Here is an 18942-nt window from a genome sequence, read left to right as displayed (position 1 = left end):
AAGGTTCTCCTGTCTTGTGCAGTGTATCGACCCCTCGTCAAAAATCTTCAAGGATGTTCATCTATTCAACCGGCGCGAAAACAAGCGAATCGTCGATAAGTAGTGCAAACGAACAATGACTACAACCAAAGAGCATAGTAGCCTTCCTCAGCGCTTGAACTCAGGAGTCTGTGCATGTCCGTCCGTCGTACCAAAATCGTCGCCACCCTTGGCCCGGCCAGCAACTCGCCGGAAGTCCTCGAACAGCTGATTCTGGCTGGTTTGGACGTTGCCCGTCTGAACTTCTCCCACGGCACCCCGGACGAGCACAAGGCTCGCGCCAAGCTGGTGCGTGACCTGGCCGCCAAGCATGGCCGCTTCGTCGCACTGCTGGGTGACCTGCAAGGCCCGAAAATCCGTATCGCCAAATTCGCCAACAAGCGTATCGAGCTGAAGATCGGTGACAAATTCACCTTCTCCACCAGCCACCCGCTGACCGAAGGCACCCAGGACGTCGTGGGTATCGACTACCCGGACCTGGTCAAGGATTGCGGCGTCGGTGACGAGCTGCTGCTGGACGACGGTCGCGTGGTGATGCGCGTCGACACCGCGACCCCGACTGAATTGAATTGCACTGTGATCATCGGCGGCCCGCTGTCCGATCACAAAGGCATCAACCGTCGCGGCGGTGGCTTGACCGCCCCAGCCCTGACTGAAAAAGACAAGGCCGACATCAAGCTCGCCGCTGAAATGGAAGTGGACTACCTCGCCGTGTCCTTCCCGCGCGACGCTGCCGACATGGAATACGCCCGTAAACTGCGCGACGAAGCCGGCGGTACCGCCTGGCTGGTGGCGAAGATCGAACGCGCCGAAGCCGTGGCCGATGACGAAACCCTCGACGGCCTGATCAAGGCGTCCGACGCGGTGATGGTTGCCCGTGGCGACCTGGGTGTGGAAATCGGCGACGCCGAGCTGATCGGCATCCAGAAAAAGATCATCCTGCACGCGCGCCGCCACAACAAAGCGGTGATCGTCGCGACCCAGATGATGGAGTCGATGATCCAGAACCCGATGCCGACCCGCGCCGAAGTGTCCGACGTGGCCAACGCCGTGCTCGACTACACCGACGCCGTGATGCTCTCGGCCGAAAGTGCCGCCGGCCCGTACCCACTGGAAGCCGTGCAGGCCATGGCGCGTATCTGCGTCGGTGCCGAAAAGCACCCGACCAGCAAGACCTCCAGCCACCGCATCGGCAAAGTGTTCGAAAGCTGCGACCAGAGCATCGCCCTGGCCGCCATGTACACCGCCAACCACTTCCCGGGCGTGAAAGCGATCATTGCCCTGACCGAAAGTGGCTATACGCCGTTGATCATGTCGCGTATCCGTTCTTCGGTACCGATCTACGCGTTCTCCCCGCACCGCGAAACCCAGGCCCGTGCGGCCATGTTCCGTGGCGTATACACCGTGCCGTTCGACCCGGCGTCGTTGCCGCCCCATGAAGTCAGCCAGGCGGCCATCGACGAGCTGATCAAGCGCGGCGTAGTGGAGAAAGGCGACTGGGTCATCCTGACCAAAGGCGACAGCTACCACACCATCGGCGGCACCAACGGCATGAAGATCCTGCACGTTGGCGACCCAATGGTCTGAGTGACAGGCTGAAAACCAAAAGCCCCGCCATGTGAATGGCGGGGCTTTTTGCTTTCCGTGTGGCAGGGAGCATGTCGAATCGTCGCACCCACATCGGGTTAACGCTTGTCCATAAACCCCGACAGCGCCGCAATCGCTTCCGGCGACTTCAAGCGCTGCACAAACAACGCCCCCTCTTCCTCGATCACTTGCCGCAACTGCTCACGGTCCACGCTCTTCATCAACTGCTTGCAGACCTGCACCGCTCCCGGCGCCAGGGTTTCAAAGCGCTCGGCCATCTCCCGCGCCTTGGCCAACGCCGCCTCGCCACTGCCCAACGCTTCGGTAGCAATCCCCCACGCGGCCGCTTGTTCGCCGCTGAAGCCCTCACCCAGCAACAGCAGTTCAGCCGCCTTCGCGTGCCCCAATAAACGCGGGAGGATCAGGCTCGACCCAAACTCCGGGCACAGCCCCAAATTGACGAACGGCATGCGTAACCGTGCATCGCGGCTGATGTACACCAGGTCGCAATGCAGCAGCAGGGTCGTGCCGATCCCCACCGCCGCACCCGCTACGGCTGCGATCACCGGCTTGCGGCAGTTGAGCAGGCTTTTCATAAAGTGAAACGGCGGGCTGTCGAGGTCGCCGGGCGGCTGTTCAAGAAAATCGCCGATATCGTTGCCAGCGGTAAAACACTCGCTGCTGCCCTGGATCAGCACGGCATTGATCTGCGGGTCCGCATCGGCCTGCTCCAACGCCTCGGCCAATTGGCTGTACATGGCTCGGGTCAGGGCGTTTTTCTTATCCGGGCGATTGAGCTGCAGGGTCAGCAGCCCGCGCTCGCGTTGCAGCAGGATGGCGTCGGTCATGGCGAATCTCACGGCAGTGGAATTCAGCACTCAACCACGGGGCAGGAACACATCGGCCAGCAGTTGATTGCGCGGCAGCCCCGCCAGGAACAGGCGCTTGGAGAAGGCCTCGACGCTGACAGGATGCCCGCAGAGTAAGGCCAGGGTTTGCCGGGAAACAAGCCGCAGTTGCGCCAATGCCTGGGCCGACTGCGCCGCAGTCCACAGCTCCACCGTCAGGTTCGGATGACGCGCAGCCAGTTCGGCCAGGGGCTCGGCCAGGTAATGACCGTCGGCATCATGGGCCAGGTGAATCATACGGATGGCGCCCTGGTGATCCTGGCGCAACGCCTCGCGCAGCACACCCCACAGCGGCCCCAGGCCGGTACCGGAAGCCAGCAGCCACAGCGGCCGGGATTGCCAGTCGGGATCGTATTGCAGTGCTCCGCCACGCAGTTCTCCCAGGCGCAGGCGATCACCCACCGACAACGCGCGCGCGGCATCGCTGAATGCGCCGGGCTGGCGGCAATCGATATGAAACTCCAGGAAGGCATCCTCCTGAGGCAGGCTGGCCAGGGAATAAGGCCGTGCCACCTGCCCGGCCCACAACACCATGTGCTGCCCGGCGCGATACCGCAGTCCACGCTCCGGTTGCAGCCGCAGGCGCAGCACCGAGGTATTCAACCAATCGGCCCCCACCACCTGGGCCGGCAGGCCGTCCCGCAGCGGGTCGAACGCCTCGACCTGCAGATCGCCGATCACCTGGCACTGGCACGCCAGGCGCCAGCCCTCCTGGCGTTGTGCCGGGCTCAAAGCAGCGGGCTGCCGGTCCTCGACCTCGCCCTGGCACCGCACCAGGCAAGCATGGCAGCTGCCGGCACGGCAACTGTAAGGCACGGCCACACCCGCCTGGTTCAAGGCATCCAGCAGGTTGCTGCCGGTGGCTACCGACCAATGGTGTTCGCCGACGTACAGTTCAGGCATAGCAGGACTCGATCACAAGGGGCGCGCACAGGGAATCATGCCTGCGACAGTTTGACCATAGTCGGGTGTATCGGCCACCGTGCCGGGTTATACTGCCGCGCCTTTTTAGCGTCGCGCCTGCACCACTTGGCGTGCCTTGGAAAGGTGGACTCAGCCGACCGATGCACCCCACTGAGCCCACCTTTATTGAATGTTCCCTTATAGAGGAGCGCGACTCATGACCGTGATCAAGCAAGACGACCTGATTCAGAGCGTTGCCGACGCCCTGCAATTCATTTCCTACTACCACCCCGTTGATTTCATCCAGGCGATGCACGAGGCCTACCTGCGCGAAGAATCGCCGGCAGCCCGTGACTCCATCGCGCAGATCCTGATCAACTCGCGCATGTGCGCCACCGGCCATCGCCCGATCTGCCAGGACACCGGTATCGTCACCGTGTTCGTGCGCGTGGGCATGGACGTACGTTGGGATGGCGCCACCATGGGCCTGGACGACATGATCAACGAAGGCGTGCGTCGCGCCTACAACCTGCCGGAAAACGTCCTGCGCGCCTCCATCCTGGCCGACCCGGCCGGTGCGCGTAAAAACACCAAGGACAACACCCCGGCCGTGATCCACTACTCCATCGTCCCGGGTAACACCGTGGAAGTGGATGTGGCGGCCAAGGGCGGCGGTTCCGAGAACAAGTCGAAGATGGCCATGCTCAACCCGTCCGACTCGATCGTCGACTGGGTGCTCAAGACCGTTCCGACCATGGGCGCCGGCTGGTGCCCACCGGGCATGCTCGGCATCGGCATCGGCGGCACCGCCGAGAAAGCCGCGGTGATGGCCAAGGAAGTGTTGATGGAATCCATCGACATCCACGAGCTGAAAAAGCGCGGCCCGCAGAACCGTATCGAAGAGATGCGCCTGGAGTTGTTCGAGAAGGTCAACCAACTGGGCATCGGCGCCCAGGGCCTGGGTGGCCTGACCACCGTGCTCGACGTGAAGATCATGGACTACCCGACCCACGCCGCTTCGCTGCCGGTGTGCATGATCCCCAACTGCGCCGCCACCCGTCACGCGCACTTCGTGCTCGACGGTTCGGGCCCGGCGTCGCTGGAAGCGCCACCGCTGGACGCCTACCCGGAAATCGTCTGGGAAGCCGGCCCATCGGCCCGCCGTGTCAACCTCGACACCCTGACCCCGGAAGAAGTACAGAGCTGGAAGCCGGGCGAAACCGTGCTGCTCAACGGCAAGATGCTCACCGGTCGCGACGCCGCGCACAAGCGCATGGTCGAGATGCTGAACAAGGGCGAAAGCCTGCCGGTGGACCTCAAGGGTCGCTTTATCTACTACGTCGGCCCGGTTGATCCGGTGCGCGAAGAAGTGGTTGGCCCTGCCGGTCCGACCACCGCGACGCGGATGGACAAGTTCACCCGCCAGATCCTCGAGCAAACCGGCCTGCTGGGCATGATCGGTAAATCCGAGCGCGGCCCTACCGCGATCGAAGCGATCAAGGACCACAAGGCCGTGTACCTGATGGCGGTGGGCGGCGCCGCTTACCTGGTGGCCCAAGCCATCAAGAAGTCGCGTGTAGTGGCCTTCGCCGAACTGGGCATGGAAGCGATCTACGAGTTCGACGTGAAAGACATGCCGGTCACCGTTGCGGTGGACAGCAAGGGCGAATCCGTCCACATCACCGGTCCTGCCATCTGGCAGAAAAAGATCAGTGAAAGCCTGGCGGTAGAAGTGCAGTAAGCACCCTCCCCCAAGACTGAGGCGACCGCGGCCCATGGCCCGGTCGCTTTTTTATTGCCTGCTGATTCACCTATGGCAAGCGGGTTTATTGTGGTGAGCGGGCTTGCCCCGCTCACCACAAGAAGCCCACTCTCCCTTCAGCCACGACAGCCCCTCACCACAAGACCCAAGCCGCTCATGCTATGGTGCACTCCCCTTACCGTGCCTGCCCATCACCGTATGATCGTGATCCCTCGCCCGCTGCGCCTGACCTTCTACTCCCTGCTGATCATCGCCGGTGCGCTGCTGGCCGCGGCCTTGGCCACGCGCCATGCCGAACGCCAGGCTTTGGTGGACGATGCGGCCCGCGCCAACCAGCAGCTGGCGCTGTACGCCAATTCCCTGCACACCCTGATCGAACGCTACCGCGCCCTGCCCGCCGTGCTGGCGCTGGACTCGGAGATGATCAACGCGCTCAAAGGCCCGTTGGACGCCGGCACCCAGGACCTGCTCAACCGCAAGCTCGAACGCATCAATGGAGCGGCGCAGTCCTCCACCCTGGAGTTGATGGACCGCACCGGCCTGGCCGTGGCCGCCAGCAACTGGAACTTGCCGAGCAGTTATGTCGGGCACAACTACGCGTTTCGGCCGTATTTCAGCCAGACCAAGAGCCAGGGCACCGGGCGCTTTTACGCGGTCGGCGTAACCACCGGGATCCCGGGGTATTTCCTCTCCAGCGCCGTGCTGGATGAACACGAGCAGTTCCTTGGCGCCATGGTGGTGAAACTGGAATTCCCTGAGCTGGAGCGCGAATGGGCCCAGGGCGATGACCTGTTGCTGGTCAGCGACGCACGCGGCATCGTGTTTATCGCCAACCAACCGGGCTGGCGTTATCGCAACCTGCACCCGTTGTCGGCCAGCGATCTGGTCGAACTCAAGGCCACCCGCCAATACGACAAGAAACAACTGCAGCCGCTGGACACCCAGACGTTGCAACGCTTCGACGAAAACAGCCACCTGATGCGCGTCAACGGCCCCGATGGCAACGCCAATTACATCTGGGAGTCCCTGCCGCTGAAGGCCGAGGGCTGGACCCTGCACCTGTTGCGCAAACCCCAGTTCGCTTTTGAAGACCAGCGCAACGCCGGCCTTGCCGCCGCCGGCTCCTGGCTGGCGCTGGTGTTCCTGGTGCTGTTCCTCAGCCAACGCTGGCGCCTGGCCCGTTTGCGCCAGCGCAGCCGCGAAGAACTCGAACAGCTTGTTGAAGAGCGCACCCAGGCCCTGCGCACGGCCCAGGATGGCCTGGTGCAATCGGCGAAATTAGCGGCGCTGGGGCAGATGTCCGCCGCCCTCGCCCATGAGATCAACCAGCCCCTGACCGCCCAGCGCATGCAGTTGGCGACCCTGCGGTTGCTGTTGGACCACGGTCGGGTGGACGACGCCTACAAGGCGCTGACCCCACTGGACGATATGCTCACACGCATGGCCGCGCTGACCGGCCACCTCAAGACCTTTGCGCGCAAAAGCCCCAGCGGCCTGCGCGAACGCCTTGACCTGGCCACCGTGGTCGACCAGTCCCTGCACCTGCTCGACGCGCGCCTGCGTGATGAAGCCATCGGCACCGTGCTGGACCTGACCCGCCCCGCCTGGGTACGCGGCGACGCGATCCGCCTCGAACAGGTGCTGATCAACCTGCTGCGCAACGCCCTCGACGCCATGGCCGACAAACCCCGCAAGCGCCTGGAAATCCGCCTGCATGCCGACCAGCAACTGTGGCAACTCACGGTCAGCGACAGCGGCGGCGGGATTGCCGAAGAGCACCTCAACAGCGTGTTCGACCCGTTCTTTACCACCAAGCCGGTGGGCGACGGGCTCGGCTTGGGCCTGGCGGTTTCCTACGCTATCGTGCACGAATTGGGCGGGCGCCTGAGCGCCAGTAACCGTGGCGACGGCGCGGTATTCACCCTGACCTTGCCTATCGCGCTGGAGACACCCGACTTATGTTGAACGCGGTGATTGTGGTCGATGACGAAGCCAGCATTCGTACGGCCGTCGAGCAATGGCTGAGCTTGTCGGGGTTCGAGGTGCAGTTGTTCAGCCGCGCCGAAGCCTGCCTGGCGCAACTGCCCAAGGACTTTCCCGGGGTGATCCTGAGCGACGTGCGCATGCCCGGGCTCAGCGGCCTGGAGCTGCTGGCCGAAGTGCAGCGCCGTGACGCCGACCTGCCCGTCATCCTGCTGACCGGGCATGGCGATGTACCGATGGCCGTCGAAGCCATGCGCGACGGCGCCTACGACTTCCTGGAAAAACCCTTCAGCCCCGATGCCTTGCTCAACAGCCTGCGCCGCGCATTGGACAAGCGCGGGCTGATCCTCGAAAACCGCCGCCTGCACCAACAGGCCGATCATCGGGCGCAGTTGGAGTCGAGCCTGCTCGGCGTGTCCCGTGGCTTGCAGAACCTGCGCCGACAGGTACTCGACCTGGCGACCTTGCCGGTCAACGTGCTGATCCGTGGCGAGACCGGCAGCGGCAAGGAGCTGGTCGCCCGCTGCCTGCATGACTTCGGCCCCCGTGCGAAAAAACCGTTTGTGGCGCTCAATTGCGCGGCGATTCCCGAGCAACTGTTCGAGGCCGAACTGTTCGGCCACGAAAGCGGCGCCTTCACCGGTGCCCAGGGCAAGCGCATCGGCAAACTGGAGTACGCCCATGGCGGTACCCTGTTCCTCGATGAAATCGAAAGCATGCCCCTGGCCCAGCAAGTGAAGCTGTTGCGGGTGTTGCAGGATCAGAAGCTGGAACGCCTGGGCTCCAATCAAAGCATTCATGTGGATTTACGCATCATTGCCGCGACCAAGCCGGACCTGCTGGAAGAAGCCCGCGCCGGGCGCTTTCGCGAAGACCTGGCCTATCGGCTGAACGTTGCACAACTGCGCCTGCCGCCCCTGCGCGAGCGCCGCGAAGACATCCCGCTGCTGTTCGATCACTTTGCCCAAAGCGCCGCCGAGCGCCTGGGCCGCAGCGCGGAACCGCTGAGCGGCGCGCAGTTGGGCCGCCTGCTCAGCCATGACTGGCCGGGCAACGTGCGTGAGCTGGCCAACGTCGCCGAACGCCAGGTGCTGGGCCTTGGCGAGCCGGAGCCGGAAGGGATCGAAGCCGGGCAATCGCTGGCCGCGCAGCAGGAGGCGTTCGAGGCCCATTGCCTGAAGGCTGCATTGACCCGGTATAAAGGCGATATCAAGGCGGTGCTGGCGGAGTTGCAGTTGCCACGGCGCACCTTCAACGAAAAGATGCAGCGCCATGGGTTGGCCAGGGACATGTTCCTGAAAGACGAATGAGCGGATTTCCGCTCATCACCCTCAAAAACATCAGCGACTTTCCGCCCAAAATAAAACCCAGCCCCTTCTAGACCGGGCCTTCATCTACCTGGCACAGCTCCTGCTATAGCCCCAGCCAGGCTGCGCTCGCGCCGCTCCATAAAAACAACTAGATGAAGGATCCTTCAATGGATAACTCCAACACCTTGCCCCTGGGGTCGGCGGCCGCGCCGGCTAAAGAACGCACCACCACCAGCCGCATCAAATCGATCTTCAGCGGATCGGTCGGCAACATGGTCGAGTGGTACGACTGGTATGTCTACGCCGCTTTCTCGCTGTACTTCGCCAAAGCCTTTTTCCCGAAAGGCGACACCACCGCCCAACTGCTCAACACCGCCGCGATCTTCGCCGTGGGCTTCCTGATGCGCCCCATCGGTGGCTGGCTGATGGGCCTGTACGCCGACCGTGCGGGTCGCAAAGCAGCACTGATGGCGTCGGTCCTGCTGATGTGCTTTGGCTCGTTGATCATCGCCCTGAGCCCCGGTTACGAAACCATCGGCGTCGGCGCACCGATCCTGCTGGTGTTCGCCCGCCTGCTGCAAGGCTTGTCGGTCGGTGGCGAATACGGCACCTCGGCCACCTACCTGAGTGAAATGGCCACCAAGGAACGTCGCGGTTTCTTCTCCAGCTTCCAGTACGTGACCCTGATCTCCGGCCAGCTTATCGCCCTGGCAGTACTGATCGTGCTGCAACAAGTGCTCACCACCGAGCAACTGTACGACTGGGGCTGGCGTATCCCGTTCGCCATCGGCGCCCTGTGCGCAGTGGTCGCGCTGTACCTGCGTCGCGGCATGGAAGAAACCGAGTCGTTCACCAAGAAGGAAAAAGCCAAGGAAAGCGCCATGCGCACCTTGATGCGCCACCCCAAGGAACTGATGACCGTGGTCGGCCTGACCATGGGCGGCACCCTGGCCTTCTACACCTACACCACCTACATGCAGAAGTACCTGGTGAACACCGTCGGCATGAGCATTTCCGACTCCACCACGATCTCGGCGGCAACGCTGTTCCTGTTCATGTGCCTGCAACCGATCGTCGGTGGGCTGTCGGATAAAGTCGGGCGTCGGCCGATCCTGATCGCCTTCGGCATCCTCGGCACGCTGTTCACCGTACCGATCCTCACCACCCTGCACACTATCCAGACCTGGTGGGGCGCGTTCTTCCTGATCATGGCCGCGCTGATCATCGTCAGCGGCTACACCTCGATCAACGCCGTGGTCAAGGCTGAACTGTTCCCAACCGAAATCCGCGCCCTGGGCGTGGGCCTGCCCTATGCACTGACCGTGTCGATCTTCGGCGGTACCGCTGAATACATCGCGCTGTGGTTCAAGAGCATCGGCATGGAAACCGGTTACTACTGGTATGTGACTGCGTGTATTGCAGTGTCGCTGGCGGTCTATGTGACCATGAAGGACACACGCAAGCATTCGCGCATCACCACGGACTAACGGTTGGATGCAGTAACAAATGTGGGAGCGGGCAAGCCCCAATGCCAGTCAGTTAAGAGATAGAACGGGCACACAGTAACCTGTGGCGAGCGGGCTTGTCGAATCGTCGCACCGCCCGCGTTGGGCTGCGCAGCAGCCCCAATAAGCGCGCCGCAGTGTGCCAGACAGGTCCGGGGCTGTGTTTTGGGGCTGCTTCGCAGCCCAACGCGGGGCAAGCCCGCTCACCACAGTTACAGTGTTCCTCCTTAACTGACTGGCATTGGGGCTTGCCCGCTCCCACCTGTTGAATCAGGACACCTCTGCTACCGGGCTCCGGCCATACCGTCGCTGTGCATACGACGCCCCTGCAATCATCACCACCAGCACCGCCGCCAATACCGCCGACGATCCAATGGTGCCGAAATCCAACCCGCCCTTTTCATGGGGCTTGGTCAGGAAGTCGCCCAGGGTTGCACCAAACGGCCGGGTCAGTACAAACGCCACCCAGAACAACAGCACCGACGAGATTTGGGTGAAGTACTTGAGCGCCACCACCGCGGCAATGGTCGAGCCAATCAACAAGGCGCCACCGGCAAAGCCGAGCCCCGAATCGTCCGCCAGGAAGTCGCCCAACGCAGTGCCCAGGGTGTTGGAGAACAGGATCGCCATCCAGTAGAACAGCTCGCCTCGGAAAGTCTGCACCTTGTTCACGTTCAGCGAGTCACCACTGAGGTGCCACAAGGCAAAGATGATCATCAGGATCACGATCAGGATCATCGACCCGGTGGCGTAGCCCAGGCCCAGGGTGCGGTCCATGAAGTCCGACATGGTGGTGCCGGCGGTGCTGGTGGAAAGGATCACGATCCAGTACAGCACCGGGTTGTAGGTTTTCGACCAGAGTTGTGTCACCAGAGTGACCAGGAACACGCTGATAAGGATCATCGAGCTGATGGCGTAACCGACGTTCAGGGTCATCGACAACAAGTCCCCGGCGGTTTCGCCCAGGGTGGTTGCGCAGATTTTCATGACCCAGAACGCCAGGGTGATCTGAGGAAGTTTATTCATGCGGTAGAAGGCTCCGAGGCTCAGTCTTATAGGGGGTATCGACCTTGGGCGCAGACTGAACGGGCCGCTGTGAAAAATAGGTGGCCGCTGAATGAAAATTCCATAGGGCCGATGGAAATTCGTCGCCGTGGATTGCACTATGACGGCCTCCCAGAACCCCGCAGCAGGAACCCGGCCATGCCTGACGATATCCACTTCTACGAACCGGCCAACGGCCACGGCCTGCCACACGACCCGTTCAATGCCATTGTCGGGCCACGGCCGATTGGCTGGATTTCATCCCACGACAGTAACGGGCGCCTGAACCTGGCGCCCTACAGTTTTTTCAATGCGTTCAACTACATTCCACCGATCATTGGGTTTTCCAGCGTCGGGCGCAAAGACAGCCTGAACAACATCGAACAGACCGGCGAGTTTGTGTGGAACCTGGCCACCCGCCCGCTGGCCGAGCAGATGAACCAGAGCTGCGCGGCCGTCTCGCCGGAGGTGAATGAGTTCGAGTTGTCCGGCCTGACACCGGTGGCGTCGAAAATCGTCGGCGTGCCGCGAGTGGGCGAGAGCCCGGTGTCGTTCGAGTGCAAGGTGACGCAGATCATCCAGCTGCAGCGCGCCGACCAGCAGTTGGTGCCCAGCTGGCTGGTGCTGGGCGAGGTGGTCGCGGTGCACATTGCCAAGTGGCTGCTCAAGGATGGGGTGTACGACACCGCAGCCGCGGAGCCGATTTTGCGTGGCGGTGGCCCGGCAGACTACTTCCAGCTGGGGCCGGAGGCGTTGTTCAAGATGTATCGCCCAGGCGCCAGCAAACCCTGACTGAAATACACCAAAAAAGTGGGAGGGGGCTTGCCCCCGATGGCAATGGCACATCCAACATCGTTGTTGACTGACACACTGCTATCGGGAGCAAGCCCCCTCCCACATTAGAGGGTCGGCGTTGTTCAGCTGGCGGCGCTCGCCCAGGTCAGTTGACCCTCTTCATCCACACCGATCAACCGTTCAAGCTGCACGGTGGCTGCATCATCGGCATCGGAGGCGGTCTTGAACGTCTGTCCATCCAGGATCTTGTGAAACTGCGGGGCGCCCATGCCATCAAGTGCCTTGACGGCGACGGCGGCGCTGTAGCCCCCTTCACCCGGTACTACGGCGGAAACGGCTTCGTGGTGGGCAAATTGTTTACGTGCCATGTTGCAGGTCCTGGCCAATGGAAAAGTGGGCCATTCTAACCATTAACCGGCCAGTTGCAGGTACTCGCCGTAGGCATTGGCGGCAGAGGCATCGGTGAAGGTCTGGAAGTCCATGCTGCGCACGACCATGTCGTTCAACAGCTCGGTGAAGATCATCAGGGCCGGCGAGTTGAAGTAGGCGCTCATCGCCTGCTCGCTGCTCCAGAAACCCCAGATCAACCAGACATCGGGATCGACCTGGGAATGCTGCAACGAAAATTGCAGGCAACCCTGAGCCTGGCGGCCCGGTTCGATCAAACTGCTCAAGCGTGCACCCAGTTCGGTGCTGCACCCGGTGCGGGCGCGGATAAAGGCCATATGGCTCGCGGGAATGGGGGTGGACATGTTCGACTCTCCCGTTGAGAAGTGATGCTCGGCAAGCACTGTGGGGGCGTGTTGCCACAGGATCAAAGATAACGGCGCGGGTGCGGGCGCGGTTAGTCAATTCCTGCAGGCTTATTGCACAATCCTGCGAGAAGCGTAGGAAGGACGGAGGGACCGCCGACTCGATTCCACAGGCAAACGCCTTGTTTCAGGGACATGACAGCCCGAGAACTTGCCTGATTCGCGACGCTTCGCAGGATCAGGCAAGGATTGTGCAGAATCGACCTAACACTGCTTGAAAAGCCGCCGCTAAGCTGAGCCCATCAAAAAAGCATGCAGAGGACGCCTTATGCCGTCGCCCGAACATCAGTCCATGCCCCTCGACGCCGAGACGGAAAAACAGCGCGCCGAGCTGGCGAGCATCGTGCATCGTCATACCTGGGAAGACGGCTCCTATGGCACGGCGATTACGTCACTGTTCCTGAACCGCCACAATACACCGCGTGACTTCATGCCGGTGCTGGTGGAGCCGGCGTTGTGCATCCTTGCCAACGGCAGCAAGGAAGTGCGCCTGGCCGACGAAATCTTTGCCTACGACCCGCTCAATTACCTGGTGTTCTCGGTGGCGATGCCCGTGGCCGGGCGGATCATCGATGCCACGCCGGAAGATCCAAACCTGTCAGTACGCATCAATATCGACCCGGCGCAGCTCACTGCCTTGATCGCCGAGGCCGGCCCCATGGGCGTGCCCACGCGCCCGACATCGCGCGGGATGTATGTGGACCGCATCGATCCCCAGTTGCTCGACGCCGTGCTGCGCCTGGCGCGCCTGCTGGATACGCCCAAAGACATTGCCATGCTGGCGCCGCTGATCAACCGTGAAATCCTCTACCGCCTGCTGCGCGGTCCCCAGGGTTATCGCCTGTATGAAATTGCCGTGGCCAACAGCCAGAGCCATCGCGTCAGCCAGGCGATCAAGTGGCTCAATGGCAACTACGAACAACCGCTGCGCATCGATGACCTGGCCAAGGAAGTGAACCTCAGCGTCTCGACCCTGCATCACCGTTTCAAGGCAATTACCGCCATGAGTCCGTTGCAGTACCAAAAGCAGCTGCGCTTGCAGGAGGCACGTCGGCTGATGATTGCCGAAGGGCTGGAAGCGTCGGCGGCGGGGTATCGGGTGGGGTATGAAAGCCCGTCGCAGTTCAGCCGGGAGTACAGCCGGTTGTTTGGGGCACCGCCGCTGAGGGATTTGGCACGACTGCGCCAAAGCGTCTGACACACAGACGATCAAAATGTGGGAAGAGGCTTGCCCCCTCCCCTATTTGTCCAATGGTGTTTTTCAGTCCAGGGTCCGGGGCAGTTGCAGGGTGACCCGCAAGCCGCCCTCACGCAAATTCTGCAAACTCACTTCACCGCCATGGCTATGGGCAATATTGCGCGCAATCCCCAAGCCCAAACCGTAGCCCTGCTGCTGGCCGGCCAGGCGAAAATGCGGTTCGAAGACCTGTTCCAAACGCTGTTCCGGCACGCCAGGGCCTTCGTCGTCGACGTGCAGGATGAACTCCGCGCCATCGTCCTCAATACGCAAATGGGCGTTCTGCCCGTACTTCAAGGCATTGTCGATCAGGTTGCCGATGCAGCGCTTGAGCGCCAGCGGCTTGCCCGGGTACGCCGCCACCGCTGCGCCGTCCAGGGTGACCCGGCCGTTGCCGTTGGGGGCCACATAAGGCTCCACCAGGCATTCGAGCACATGGTTGAGGTCGACCGGCTGGATGTTCTCGTGGATATCGGTGTCTTTCACACATTGCAGCGCGCCTTTGACCAGCAACTCCAACTCATCCAGGTCACGGCCGAACTTGGTTTGCAGGTTCTCGTCTTCGAGCAATTCCACGCGCAGGCGCAGGCGGGTAATCGGTGTGCGCAGGTCGTGGGAAATCGCGCTGAACAACTGGCTGCGCTCCGTGAGGTAACGGCTGATGCGTTCGCGCATGGCATTGAACGCGCGGCCCACTTCCACCACTTCACTGCCGCCGCCTTCGGCCACCGGCTCCACATCGGCCCCCAGGGACATGTCTCGCGCCGCCCGCGCCAGGCGCTTGAGCGGCCGGCTTTGCCAGTGCACCAGCAGGCCGATGAACAGCAGCAAGAAGCCGCTGGTCAGCACGATAAACCACACCTGCTGGGACGGCAGGCCCTGTTCTTCCAGGCTGGTGTATGGCTCGGGCAACAGCGAAGCGATGTACAGCCATTCGCCGGGGGCGAGTTCGATCTGGGTCACCAATACCGGCGGGTTGACCGGTTCCAGGGTCAGCGCGTAATGGGCCCAGGAGCGCGGCAACTCATCCAGTTTCAAGCCGGCGTTGAAGATGCGCAGGTCTTCGGCGCTGACGAACTCCACCGAGATAGGCACGTCGGCGCCCAGGGTCTGGCGCAGGACTTCATCCACGGCCACCAGCACCGCCTGTTTACGCGGGGTTTGCGGCAACACTTGCATGTCGAGGGGCCGATCATTGAGGGTCACGACAAAACGGGTGCCGCCCATACTGCGCAGCTGGTCAAGGACCAACGGCCGATAGGCCACCGGCAACGAACGGAAATAACTCACGCTGGCGGTCATCGAGTGCGCCAGGCTACGGGCGCTGGTGACCAGGCCTTCTAGCTGGGTGGCGCGCAACTGCGAGACCCAGATCACGCTGGACAGCGCCTGGGCGAACAGCACTGCAAGCAAGGTCAGCAACAACATGCGCCCCAGCAGCGAGCGCGGTACCGGGAAGCGCCGGCGGCGTTCGCTCAGCGGCTCAGTGGGCATTGCCGGCAACCACGCTGGCTGCCAGTTGATAGCCGCTGCCGCGCACGGTGCGGATCAGCCTCGGGGGTTTTTCGGTGTCGCGCAGGCGTTGACGCAGGCGGCTGACAGCCATGTCGACGATCCGGTCCAGCGGCATCAGGTCGCGGCCACGGGTGGCATTGCCGATGGTGTCGCGGTCGAGAATCTGCTGCGGGTGATCGAGAAACAGCTTGAGCAGGGCAAAGTCGGCACCGGAGAGGATCACCTCTTCGCCATCCACGTGGAACAGCCGATGACTGATCATATCCAGGCGCCACTCATCGAACACCAGCACATCGCCATTGCCGCTGCGCTCCTGGCCGAACTGGCAGCGGCGCAACAAGGCCTTGATCCGCGCCTGCAACTCACGGGGGCTGAAGGGCTTGCCGATATAGTCGTCGGCCCCCAGTTCCAGGCCGATCACACGGTCGGCTTCGTCGGAACTGGCGGTGAGCATGATGATCGGCACCTGCGCCTGGCGCGGGTGCTGGCGAATCCAGCGGCAAAGGCTGAAACCGTCTTCGTCCGGCAGCATCACATCGAGGATGACCAGATCGCACGGCGCCTCGTTCATCGCCTGGCGGAACCCCGCGCCATCCGGCACGCCACGCACCTGGAAACCGGCGCGACTGAGGTAGGTCTGCAGCAATTCGCGGATTTCCTGGTCGTCGTCGACGAGGAGAATCGATTTACTGATTACGCTCACGGGGTCCTCCTTGTTGTTATTAGGTGGTGCGGGTCAGGCAAACGCCTGCTCCAATGCGACGCCCGCCCCGGTCAACCCGGAATACGGCGCGGTCACCAGCCACACCGGGATGCCCTTGAAGTAGTCGCTCATGCAGCCTTTGTCACTGAAGCTCCTGGCAAAACCGCTGTGGATGAAGAAGTCGGCAAACCGCGGAATCACCCCACCCACGATATACACACCACCGCGTCCACCGGTGGTCAGCACATTGTTGCCGGCCACCCGGCCCAGCCAGATGCTGAATTGATCCAACACTTCCATGGCCACCGGGTCGCCCGCCAGGCCCGCCGCCGTGATGGCTTCGGGGGTGTCGAGCACGGGTGTGTGGCCATCGACCGCGCAAATCGCCCGGTACAGACGCGGCAGACCGCCACCGCTCAAGGCGGTTTCGGCGCTGACGTGGCCGATCTCGGTGTAGATATGCTGCCACAGCTGGGTTTCCCGTGGGCTGCTCAGGGGCAGGTCGACGTGGCCGCCCTCCCCCGGCAACGCCGCGTAACGGCCTGCGCCGAGGTCCAGCAGGGTACCGACGCCCAGGCCGGTACCCGGACCGATCACCACCGCCGGGCGCAACGGTTCCGGCGTGCCAGGGCAGACCACGCGGAATTCGTCGGGTTTAAGACGCGTCATGCCCAGGGCCATGGCCGAGAAGTCATTGACCAGCAGCAGTTCATCCACCTGTAAGGCCTGGCAAAACGCAGTCTTGCTCAAGCGCCAGTGATTGTTGGTGAATTTGAATTCATCCCCGCTCACCGGCCCGGCGACCGACAGGCACACCGCACCGATGTCGCCGATTTGCAGGCCTTCTTCCTTGAGGTAGACCTTGATCGCGTCCTCAGGGCTTTGGTGATCAGCCGTGGCATGCACCCGGATCGAATGCAGTGCCTGATCTCGCCACAACGCAAAACGGGCGTTGGTACCCCCGATGTCACCGACCAGCGCTAGCTTCACTTAAGCGTCTCCAAGGCACAGGTAAAGGCGCTGGCGCCCTGCTCTGCGGAGCTTGCGGCCAAGCGCATAAATGCAAACAGCTCGCGACCGGCCCCCACGTTATTGCCCAACAGGCCCGTGGCAGGCGTGCGCGCTGCAAATTCTTCGGCGTCCACCTTAAGCTCCAAGGTGCCCTTCACGCCATCCACGCGAATGATATCGCCATCTTTGACCCGTGCCAGTGGCCCGCCGCTCTGGGCTTCGGGGTTGACGTGAATCGCGGCGGGGATCTTACCCGACGCGCCGGACATACGCCCGTCTGTCACCAGTGCGACTTTGAAGCCACGGTCCTGCAGCACGCCGAGGAACGGCGTCATCTTGTGCAGTTCCGGCATGCCGTTGGAGCGCGGGCCCTGGAAGCGCATCACGGCGACAAAATCCTTTTCCAGCTGGCCGGCCTTGAACGCATCGGCCAGGTCCTGCTGGTCCTGGAACACCACCGCCGGCGCTTCGACGATCTGATGCTCAGGCGCTACGGCAGAGACTTTCATGACACCGCGGCCGAGGTTGCCTTCCATCACACGCAGGCCGCCTTCCGGCGAGAACGCACGCGCCACAGGGCGCAGGATGGTTTCGTCGAGGCTTTCGATCGGGCCGTCGCGCCACACCAGCTCGCCGTCGACCAGGAATGGTTCCTGGACATAACGGCTCAGGCCCTTGCCCGCCACGGTGTTGACGTCGTCGTGAAGCAGGCCGGCTTCAAGCAGCTCGCGGATCAGGAACGACATGCCGCCCGCTGCCTGGAAGTGGTTGATGTCGGCCTTGCCGTTTGGATACACGTGGGACAAGGTCGGCACCACCTCGGAGAGGTCGGCCATGTCGTCCCAGGTGAGGATGATGCCCGCCGACATGGCGATGGCCGGCATGTGCAGGGTGTGGTTGGTGGAGCCGCCCGTCGCGTTGAGCGCAACGATGGCGTTGACGATGGATTTCTCATCGACGATCTCGCCGATCGGCGTGAAGTTGCCGTTGGCCTTGGTCAAGCGCGTGACCTGGTGCGCGGCTTCGCGGGTCAGGGCGTCACGCAGCGGCGTGTACGGGTTGACGAACGAGGCACCCGGCAAATGCAGGCCCATCACTTCCATCAGCAGTTGATTGGTGTTGGCGGTGCCGTAGAAGGTGCAGGTGCCGGGGCTGTGGTAGGACTTCATCTCCGATTCCAGCAGCTCTTCGCGAGTGGCCTTGCCTTCGGCGTAGCGCTGGCGCACATCGGCCTTCTGCTTGTTGGAGATGCCCGAAGGCATCGGCCCGCCCGGTACGAAGATCATCGGCAGGTGGCCGTAGCGCAGCGCGCCCATCATCAGGCCGGGCACGATCTTGTCGCAGATGCCCAGCATCAGCGCGGCGTCGAACATGTTGTGGGACAGCGCTACCGCCGTGGACATGGCGATGACTTCACGGCTGAGCAGGCTCAGCTCCATGCCGGGCTCGCCCTGGGTCACGCCGTCGCACATGGCCGGGGTGCCGCCAGCGAACTGGCCGACCGAGCCGACTTCGCGCAGGGCTTTCTTGATTTGTTCCGGGAAATGTTCGTACGGCTGGTGCGCCGAGAGCATGTCGTTATATGACGAAACAATTGCCACGTTGGCGGCGTTCATCATGCGCAGGCTATTTTTATCTTCGGTGCCGCAACCGGCCACGCCATGGGCGAAGTTGGCGCATTGCAGCTTGCCGCGCATCGGACCGTCGCTGGCTGCGCCGCGAATGAGCGCAAGGTAAGCCTCACGAGTGGCGCGGCTGCGGGCGATAAGCCGTTCGGTGACCTCAAGGACGCGGGGATGCATGTGTAGAACTCCAGGCTAACGGATGT

At 62.6% G+C, this 18942-nt stretch carries 16 protein-coding genes; 7 read left to right on the top strand and 9 right to left on the bottom strand.

The genetic code is table 11. The features are described 5' to 3' along the window. The first annotated feature begins 174 nt into the window (after nucleotides 1–174). A complete protein-coding gene (gene pyk, locus B9N88_RS18605) occupies nucleotides 175–1626 on the top strand; it encodes a pyruvate kinase (RefSeq protein WP_027605512.1) in 1452 nt (483 codons plus the stop codon). Between the two features lie 98 nt (nucleotides 1627–1724). Here the strand turns inward: pyk and B9N88_RS18600 are convergent, their stop codons facing one another. Beyond that, entirely contained in the window at nucleotides 1725–2474 is a 750-nt protein-coding gene (locus B9N88_RS18600) for an enoyl-CoA hydratase-related protein (RefSeq protein ID WP_027605511.1), read from the bottom strand. A gap of 30 nt (nucleotides 2475–2504) precedes the next feature. Further along, complete coding sequence (locus B9N88_RS18595) at nucleotides 2505–3437, bottom strand: iron-sulfur-binding ferredoxin reductase (protein ID WP_027605510.1); 933 nt, start codon at nucleotides 3435–3437, stop codon at nucleotides 2505–2507. Nucleotides 3438–3654: 217 nt separating this feature from the next. Here B9N88_RS18595 and B9N88_RS18590 point away from each other — a divergent pair, with 217 nt between their 5' ends. The 4 genes from B9N88_RS18590 to B9N88_RS18575 all read left to right on the top strand — a co-directional run bounded on the left by B9N88_RS18590 (nucleotide 3655) and on the right by B9N88_RS18575 (nucleotide 9979). After that, a complete protein-coding gene (locus B9N88_RS18590; RefSeq protein ID WP_027605509.1) occupies nucleotides 3655–5178 on the top strand; it encodes a fumarate hydratase in 1524 nt (507 codons plus the stop codon). 219 nt (nucleotides 5179–5397) lie between these two features. Continuing rightward, the gene (locus B9N88_RS18585) at nucleotides 5398–7164 is read left to right on the top strand and encodes an ATP-binding protein (protein ID WP_027605508.1); all 1767 of its coding nucleotides are present in this window, start codon (nucleotides 5398–5400) and stop codon (nucleotides 7162–7164) included. Beyond that, nucleotides 7158–8492, top strand: coding sequence for a sigma-54-dependent transcriptional regulator (locus B9N88_RS18580; RefSeq protein ID WP_027605507.1), 1335 nt, complete (start codon nucleotides 7158–7160; stop codon nucleotides 8490–8492). The genes B9N88_RS18585 and B9N88_RS18580 overlap by 7 nt, the downstream gene beginning before the upstream one ends. Nucleotides 8493–8659: 167 nt before the next feature. After that, entirely contained in the window at nucleotides 8660–9979 is a 1320-nt protein-coding gene (locus tag B9N88_RS18575; RefSeq protein ID WP_027605506.1) for an MFS transporter, read from the top strand. A 288-nt stretch (nucleotides 9980–10267) separates the two neighbouring features. Here B9N88_RS18575 and B9N88_RS18570 read toward each other — a convergent pair whose 3' ends face one another. Further along, nucleotides 10268–11023: a COG4705 family protein gene (locus B9N88_RS18570; protein ID WP_027605505.1), complete on the bottom strand. Its 756-nt coding sequence runs from the start codon at nucleotides 11021–11023 to the stop codon at nucleotides 10268–10270. 177 nt (nucleotides 11024–11200) lie between these two features. Between B9N88_RS18570 and B9N88_RS18565 the strand changes: the two genes are divergently transcribed. Continuing rightward, complete coding sequence (locus tag B9N88_RS18565; RefSeq protein WP_027605504.1) at nucleotides 11201–11833, top strand: flavin reductase family protein; 633 nt, start codon at nucleotides 11201–11203, stop codon at nucleotides 11831–11833. A gap of 125 nt (nucleotides 11834–11958) precedes the next feature. Here the strand turns inward: B9N88_RS18565 and B9N88_RS18560 are convergent, their stop codons facing one another. Beyond that, nucleotides 11959–12204 (bottom strand): hypothetical protein, encoded by a 246-nt coding sequence (locus B9N88_RS18560; RefSeq protein ID WP_027605503.1) that lies wholly within the window; start codon nucleotides 12202–12204, stop codon nucleotides 11959–11961. Nucleotides 12205–12246: 42 nt separating this feature from the next. Continuing rightward, the gene (locus tag B9N88_RS18555; protein ID WP_027605502.1) at nucleotides 12247–12588 is read right to left on the bottom strand and encodes a putative quinol monooxygenase; all 342 of its coding nucleotides are present in this window, start codon (nucleotides 12586–12588) and stop codon (nucleotides 12247–12249) included. A gap of 328 nt (nucleotides 12589–12916) precedes the next feature. Here B9N88_RS18555 and B9N88_RS18550 point away from each other — a divergent pair, with 328 nt between their 5' ends. Then, nucleotides 12917–13846: an AraC family transcriptional regulator gene (locus B9N88_RS18550; protein WP_027605501.1), complete on the top strand. Its 930-nt coding sequence runs from the start codon at nucleotides 12917–12919 to the stop codon at nucleotides 13844–13846. A gap of 63 nt (nucleotides 13847–13909) precedes the next feature. Here B9N88_RS18550 and B9N88_RS18545 read toward each other — a convergent pair whose 3' ends face one another. From B9N88_RS18545 to edd, 4 genes are read right to left on the bottom strand one after another with little or no spacing between them, the layout of a single operon-like run. After that, complete coding sequence (locus B9N88_RS18545) at nucleotides 13910–15379, bottom strand: ATP-binding protein (protein WP_027605500.1); 1470 nt, start codon at nucleotides 15377–15379, stop codon at nucleotides 13910–13912. Further along, a complete protein-coding gene (locus B9N88_RS18540; RefSeq protein WP_024077192.1) occupies nucleotides 15369–16103 on the bottom strand; it encodes a response regulator in 735 nt (244 codons plus the stop codon). The genes B9N88_RS18545 and B9N88_RS18540 overlap by 11 nt, the downstream gene beginning before the upstream one ends. A 33-nt stretch (nucleotides 16104–16136) precedes the next feature. Then, nucleotides 16137–17093 carry a glucokinase gene (locus B9N88_RS18535; protein ID WP_027605499.1) on the bottom strand — a complete coding sequence of 319 codons (957 nt, stop codon included), beginning with the start codon at nucleotides 17091–17093 and terminating at the stop codon, nucleotides 16137–16139. Next, nucleotides 17090–18916, bottom strand: coding sequence for a phosphogluconate dehydratase (edd, locus tag B9N88_RS18530; RefSeq protein ID WP_027605498.1), 1827 nt, complete (start codon nucleotides 18914–18916; stop codon nucleotides 17090–17092). Before edd ends, B9N88_RS18535 begins: the two co-directional genes overlap by 4 nt. Nucleotides 18917–18942: the final 26 nt, after the last annotated feature.

Origin of the sequence: Pseudomonas sp. LAMO17WK12:I1, from assembly GCF_900177315.1 — a bacterium.
Taxonomy (GTDB): Bacteria; Pseudomonadota; Gammaproteobacteria; order Pseudomonadales; family Pseudomonadaceae; genus Aquipseudomonas; species Aquipseudomonas marginalis.
This window is presented reverse-complemented; position numbering and strand designations above follow the sequence as displayed.

Coding starts and splice junctions, on each gene's coding strand:
- pyk (WP_027605512.1), top strand. CDS start 175: ATGTCCGTCCGTCGTACCAAAATCGTCGCCACCCTTGGCCCGGCCAGC.
- B9N88_RS18600 (WP_027605511.1), bottom strand. CDS start 2,474: ATGACCGACGCCATCCTGCTGCAACGCGAGCGCGGGCTGCTGACCCTG.
- B9N88_RS18595 (WP_027605510.1), bottom strand. CDS start 3,437: ATGCCTGAACTGTACGTCGGCGAACACCATTGGTCGGTAGCCACCGGC.
- B9N88_RS18590 (WP_027605509.1), top strand. CDS start 3,655: ATGACCGTGATCAAGCAAGACGACCTGATTCAGAGCGTTGCCGACGCC.
- B9N88_RS18585 (WP_027605508.1), top strand. CDS start 5,398: ATGATCGTGATCCCTCGCCCGCTGCGCCTGACCTTCTACTCCCTGCTG.
- B9N88_RS18580 (WP_027605507.1), top strand. CDS start 7,158: ATGTTGAACGCGGTGATTGTGGTCGATGACGAAGCCAGCATTCGTACG.
- B9N88_RS18575 (WP_027605506.1), top strand. CDS start 8,660: ATGGATAACTCCAACACCTTGCCCCTGGGGTCGGCGGCCGCGCCGGCT.
- B9N88_RS18570 (WP_027605505.1), bottom strand. CDS start 11,023: ATGAATAAACTTCCTCAGATCACCCTGGCGTTCTGGGTCATGAAAATC.
- B9N88_RS18565 (WP_027605504.1), top strand. CDS start 11,201: ATGCCTGACGATATCCACTTCTACGAACCGGCCAACGGCCACGGCCTG.
- B9N88_RS18560 (WP_027605503.1), bottom strand. CDS start 12,204: ATGGCACGTAAACAATTTGCCCACCACGAAGCCGTTTCCGCCGTAGTA.
- B9N88_RS18555 (WP_027605502.1), bottom strand. CDS start 12,588: ATGTCCACCCCCATTCCCGCGAGCCATATGGCCTTTATCCGCGCCCGC.
- B9N88_RS18550 (WP_027605501.1), top strand. CDS start 12,917: ATGCCGTCGCCCGAACATCAGTCCATGCCCCTCGACGCCGAGACGGAA.
- B9N88_RS18545 (WP_027605500.1), bottom strand. CDS start 15,379: ATGCCCACTGAGCCGCTGAGCGAACGCCGCCGGCGCTTCCCGGTACCG.
- edd (WP_027605498.1), bottom strand. CDS start 18,916: ATGCATCCCCGCGTCCTTGAGGTCACCGAACGGCTTATCGCCCGCAGC.